A 5385-nucleotide genomic window follows, 5' to 3' on the forward strand; every position below is an offset into this window, starting at 1 on the left:
CCCGGACCCCCGCCCGGACCGCCCCACCAGGGCGCTCTCCCCCGGCAGGGGCTAGCCTGAGGCACGGCATGACTGGTGATCGACGCTCTAGGAGGCGCTCGGATGGGTGCAGGCGCCCCGCGGATCTTCGTCTCGCATCTGTCGGGTGTGCCCGTCTTCGACCCCAACGGCGACCAGGTGGGCCGGGTCCGTGACCTCGTGGCGATGCTGCGCGTGGGCGGGCGCCCGCCGCGGCTGCTGGGCCTGGTGGTCGAGGTGGTCAGCCGGCGCCGGATCTTCCTGCCGATGACCCGGGTGACGGGCGTGGAGTCCGGGCAGGTCATCACCACCGGCGTGGTCAACATGCGCCGTTTCGAGCAGCGGCCGACCGAGCGGCTGATCATCGGCGAGCTGCTGGACCGCCGGGTGACGCTGGTGGCCAGCGGTGAGGAGGTCACCGTCCTGGACGTGGCCATCCAGCAGCTGCCGGCGCGCCGTGACTGGGAGATCGACCGGATCTTCGTCCGCAAGGGCAAGGGGGGCGCGCTGCGCCGCCGGGGCGAGACCCTGACGGTGGAGTGGTCCGCGGTGACGGGCTTCTCCCTGGAGGAGGAGGGGCAGGGCGCCGAGAACCTGGTGGCCACCTTCGAGCAGATGCGCCCGGCCGACGTGGCGAACGTGCTGCACCACCTGACGCCGAAGCGGCGCGCGGAGGTGGCCAACGCCCTCGACGACGACCGGCTCGCGGACGTCCTGGAGGAGCTGCCGGAGGACGAGCAGGTGGAGATCCTCGGCAAGCTGAAGGAGGAGCGCGCCGCCGACGTCCTGGAGGCGATGGACCCGGACGACGCGGCCGACCTGCTCTCCGAGCTGCCCGAGGACGACAAGGAGCGGCTGCTGACGCTGATGCAGCCGGACGACGCGGCCGACGTGCGCCGTCTGCTGTCGTACGAGGAGAACACCGCGGGCGGTCTGATGACCACGGAGCCGATCGTGCTGCGGCCCGACGCGACCGTGGCCGACGCGCTGGCCCGGGTGCGCCAGTCGGACCTGTCGCCGGCGCTGGCGGCGCAGGTGTACGTGTGCCGGCCGCCGGACGAGACGCCGACGGGCAAGTACCTGGGGACGGTGCACTTCCAGCGGCTGCTGCGGGACCCCCCGTTCACCCTGGTCAGCTCGATCGTGGACACGGACCTGCCGCCGCTGCCCCCGGACGCCTCCCTGCCCGTCGTGACGAGCTACCTGGCCGCGTACAACATGGTCGCGGCGCCCGTCGTCGACGAGAGCGGGTCGCTGCTGGGCGCGGTGACGGTCGACGACGTCCTGGACCACCTGCTGCCCGACGACTGGCGGGAGACGGACTTCCATTCCGAGGAGGCCGTGCATGGCCACTGAGCGCGGACGCGGCGAGGCGGCGCGCGAGCGTCGGCAGAGGCGCCGCGAGCAGGCCCGTGAGGGGCTCTCGGAGCGCCTGGAGGAGGCGGCGCGGCTGCGCGTCGAGCGGGCGGCGGAACGTTCCTCCGAGCGGGCGCGCGCCGGTGCGCCGTCGGGGTCCAGTGCGCTGACGCGCTCGCGGGTGCGGCTGGACCAGCCGCGCCAGGACCGGCGCAAGCTGCTGCCGGAGTACGACCCGGAGGCCTTCGGGCGGCTGTCGGAGCGGGTGGCGCGGTTCCTGGGCACGGGCCGGTTCATCGTCTGGATGACGCTGGTCATCGTGGTGTGGGTGCTGTGGAACGTGTTCGCCCCGGACCACCTGCGGTTCGACCAGTACCCGTTCATCTTCCTGACGCTGATGCTGTCCCTCCAGGCCTCGTACGCGGCCCCGCTGATCCTGCTCGCGCAGAACCGGCAGGACGACCGGGACCGGGTCACCCACGAGCAGGACCGCAAGCAGAACGAGCGGTCGATCGCGGACACCGAGTACCTGACCCGGGAGATCGCGGCGCTGCGGATGGGTCTGGGCGAGGTCGCGACGCGCGACTGGATCCGCTCGGAGTTCCAGGACCTGATCAAGGAGATGGACGAGCGGCGGCTGTTCCCGGGTGAAAGTGACGAAGGCGACCGCTGACGGGCTTACCTGAGCCCTGCTACCGAGCCGTACCATCGGGGGCATGGCTACCGAGACACCCTCCGCCGCCGTGCCGGAGCAGGACGCGATCCTGGACGCGCTGGCGACGGTCAACGACCCCGAGATCCACCGGCCGATCACCGAGCTCGGCATGGTCAAATCGGTGGAGATCGGCGACGGCGGCGCGGTCGCCGTCACGGTGTACCTGACGGTGTCGGGCTGCCCCATGCGCGAGACCATCACCAAGAACGTCACCGACGCCGTCGCGAAGGTCGCCGGCGTCACCTCCGTCGCCGTCTCCCTGGACGTGATGAGCGACGAGCAGCGCAAGGAGCTGGCGGCCACCCTGCGCGGCGGCACCGCCGAGCGCGAGGTGCCCTTCGCCAAGCCGGGCTCGCTGACCCGTGTGTACGCGGTCGCCTCCGGCAAGGGCGGCGTGGGCAAGTCCTCCGTCACGGTCAACCTGGCGGCGGCGATGGCGGCCGACGGCCTGAAGGTCGGCGTGGTCGACGCGGACATCTACGGGCACAGCGTGCCGCGGATGCTGGGCGTGGACGGCAAGCCCACCCAGGTCGAGAACATGATCATGCCGCCGTCGGCGAACGGCGTGAAGGTCATCTCCATCGGCATGTTCACCCCGGGCAACGCCCCGGTGGTGTGGCGCGGCCCGATGCTGCACCGCGCGCTCCAGCAGTTCCTGGCCGACGTGTTCTGGGGCGACCTGGACGTGCTGCTGCTGGACCTGCCGCCGGGTACGGGCGACATCGCCATCTCGGTGGCGCAGCTGGTCCCGAACGCGGAGATCCTGGTAGTCACCACCCCGCAGCAGGCGGCGGCCGAGGTCGCGGAGCGGGCCGGTTCGATCGCCGTGCAGACGCACCAGAAGATCGTGGGCGTCGTCGAGAACATGTCGGGCCTGCCGTGCCCGCACTGCGACGAGATGGTGGACGTCTTCGGCACGGGCGGCGGCCAGCTGGTCGCGGACGGCCTGACGAAGACCACGGGCGCCACGGTGCCGGTGCTGGGCCAGATCCCGATCGACGTGCGGCTGCGCGAAGGCGGCGACAACGGCAAGCCGGTCGTCCTCGCGGACCCGGACTCGCCGGCGGGCGCGGCCCTGCGCACGATCGCGGGCAAGCTGGGCGGCCGCGCCCGCGGCCTCTCGGGCATGTCCCTGGGCATCACCCCGCGCAACAAGTTCTAGCACCGGCACGCGCACCCGCAGGGTCCGCGCCGCGTGAAGGGCACCGCCGCCAGGCGGTGCCCTTTCCTATTCGTACGCCGCGAGGTCGGCGATGGCCGAGAAGCCGAGCCCGTACGCGCTCATCCCCCGCCCGTACGCACCCAGGTGCACCCCGCTGCCGGTGGACCCGGCCAGCACCCACCCGAACTCCGACTCGCGGTAGTGGAACGGCGTCGGCTCCCCGTCCACCGGCAGCGACAGCGTCGACCAGTCCGGCCCCGTGAGGTCGTCGGCCAGCTCCCACGCCGCTTCCGTCTGCTGGTCCAGCCAGTCGTCGCGCAGGCTGTGGTCCATCTGCGGCGGCCAGCTGTAGGCCAGCAGCCCGGAGCCGGCCAGCCAGGCGGCCGAGGAGACCGAGGTGGCCTCCAGGACGCCGGTCCCGTCGCCGCTGCGCCGCAGGGGGTTGCTGGCGACGGTGACGACCACCGCGAAGCGCTCCTTCTCGCCGGTGGCGATCTCGCCGCGGACCGAGGGTTCGTCGCCGTGGCCGGTGGAGCCGTGCTCCACGGTGCCGTCGGCGCCGGTGCCGACCTGCATGAGCCAGCGGGGGCCGGTGAACGCCCCGTCCAGCCCGTACCAGGGGAATTCGGCCTTCAGGTACCCCTCGGCCGCTCGCCGGGCCGCGGGGACGGGCGCGGTGGCGTCGGCGGGCGGCGCCGCCGGCTCGGGCTGCGGGGCCGTGGCGTCGGGGGCTTCGGCGGGCTGTGCGCCCACCCGGCTACTGCTCGTGCTCGTCGTCTCCATGGGCGGCCTCTCGTTCCGTGGGGTCCGGAACGGCCCTCCCCCTCGCGTCGCTGGGGGGACCCCCATCCTCGGGCGTCCTCGGTCCGGACAGATGGAGGATAGCCATCCGGCCCGGGATCGACGGGCAGGCTGCGTCTCAGGTGGCGTCGGCGTCGAAGGGCGTACGCGTTTCCACGGCCGGTGCGGCGGGCTTCTTCAGCAGGTCGGGACCAGTGCCGGCGGCGGGCGTGGCGGAGGCCGGGGCGGCGGAGGGCACCGGGCCGGTGTCGCGGCTGTTGACCGCGTCGGTGACCTCGTTCAGCTCCTTGCGGAGGTCGAAGCTGCTGCGCAGCTCCTGGAGGTCCTCGTTCTCCGTGAGCTGCTTGCGGATGAAGGTCTTGGGGTTCAGGTCCTCGAACTCGAAGTCCTTGAACTCGGGTCCCAGCTCGGAGCGGATGTCCTGCTTGGCGCTGTCGGAGAACGCGCGGATCTTGCGGATGAAGCCCGAGACGTCCTGGATCACCTTCGGGAGCTTGTCCGGCCCGAAGATGAGGATGGCGAGCACCACGATGGTGACCAGCTCGAGTGCGCCTATGTCGTTGAACACCTTGCCGCTCCTCGGCTCTCTCCCACGTCCGGCCCGGTCAACGGTACCCGGCGATCCCGGCCCTCCCCTACGCCGGTGCGGGCCCTTCGCCGGATTCACCCGGCCGTCGTGTGGTGTTTCCGGGCCGGACGCCGCGGCTCAGGAGCCGCTCGCCGAGCCGAGCACCACGTCCAGGGTGTGCTCGCGGGCGTCGCGCAGCACGGTCAGGGAGAGGTGGTCGCCGGGCCGGTGGGCCCGGATCTTGATGATCAGCTCGTCGCCGCCGTGGACGCGGACCCCGTCCACCTTGGTGATCACGTCGCCGGGGCGGATGCCGGCGCGGGCGCCGGGGCCGCCGGCCACGACGGCGGGCTTGCCGTCCTCGCCCTTGGAGTCGACCCGGGCTCCGTCGCCGGTGTACTGCATGTCCAAGGTGACCCCGATGACGGGGTGGGTGGCGTGGCCGGTGCGGATGAGCTCCTCGGCGACCCGCTTGCCCTGGTTGACGGGGATGGCGAAGCCGAGGCCGATGCTGCCGCTCTGGCGGGTGCGTTCGCCTTCGTCGTCGCCCTTGTCGGCGCCGCGGATGGCGCTGTTGATGCCGATGACGCGGGCGCGGGAGTCGAGGAGGGGGCCGCCGGAGTTGCCGGGGTTGATGGGGGCGTCGGTCTGGAGGGCGTCGACGTAGCTGATGTCGCTGCCGCTGCCCTTGTCGCCGCCGGCGGTGATGGGGCGGCCGGTGGCGCTGATGATGCCGGCGGTGACGGTGTTGGAGAGGTCGAAGGC

The 5385-nt window shown here is 72.4% G+C and carries 6 protein-coding genes; 3 read left to right on the top strand and 3 right to left on the bottom strand.

What is annotated here, in order from left to right:
• The first annotated feature begins 102 nt into the window (after nt 1-102).
• The 3 genes from VR44_RS33485 to VR44_RS33495 are packed head-to-tail and all read left to right on the top strand — an operon-like array spanning nt 103 to nt 3251.
• Nucleotides 103-1374, top strand: coding sequence for a magnesium transporter MgtE N-terminal domain-containing protein (locus VR44_RS33485; protein ID WP_045951406.1), 1272 nt, complete (start codon nt 103-105; stop codon nt 1372-1374).
• On the top strand, nt 1364-2047 hold the full coding sequence (locus VR44_RS33490; protein WP_245692719.1) for a DUF1003 domain-containing protein: 684 nt from the start codon (nt 1364-1366) through the stop codon (nt 2045-2047). Before VR44_RS33485 ends, VR44_RS33490 begins: the two co-directional genes overlap by 11 nt.
• Nucleotides 2048-2090: 43 nt before the next feature.
• The gene (locus tag VR44_RS33495; protein ID WP_045951407.1) at nt 2091-3251 is read left to right on the top strand and encodes an Mrp/NBP35 family ATP-binding protein; all 1161 of its coding nucleotides are present in this window, start codon (nt 2091-2093) and stop codon (nt 3249-3251) included.
• A gap of 66 nt (nt 3252-3317) precedes the next feature.
• Here the strand turns inward: VR44_RS33495 and VR44_RS33500 are convergent, their stop codons facing one another.
• From VR44_RS33500 to VR44_RS33510, 3 genes are all read right to left on the bottom strand, one after another.
• Complete coding sequence (locus VR44_RS33500; RefSeq protein ID WP_094192079.1) at nt 3318-4034, bottom strand: hypothetical protein; 717 nt, start codon at nt 4032-4034, stop codon at nt 3318-3320.
• Between the two features lie 136 nt (nt 4035-4170).
• Complete coding sequence (locus VR44_RS33505; RefSeq protein ID WP_045951409.1) at nt 4171-4620, bottom strand: sec-independent translocase; 450 nt, start codon at nt 4618-4620, stop codon at nt 4171-4173.
• 138 nt (nt 4621-4758) lie between these two features.
• Nucleotides 4759-5385 (bottom strand): S1C family serine protease (locus VR44_RS33510; protein WP_045951410.1); only part of this gene is annotated, 627 nt, incomplete at its 5' end.

Origin of the sequence: Streptomyces katrae, from assembly GCF_000966975.1 — a bacterium.
GTDB lineage: Bacteria > Actinomycetota > Actinomycetes > Streptomycetales > Streptomycetaceae > Streptomyces > Streptomyces katrae.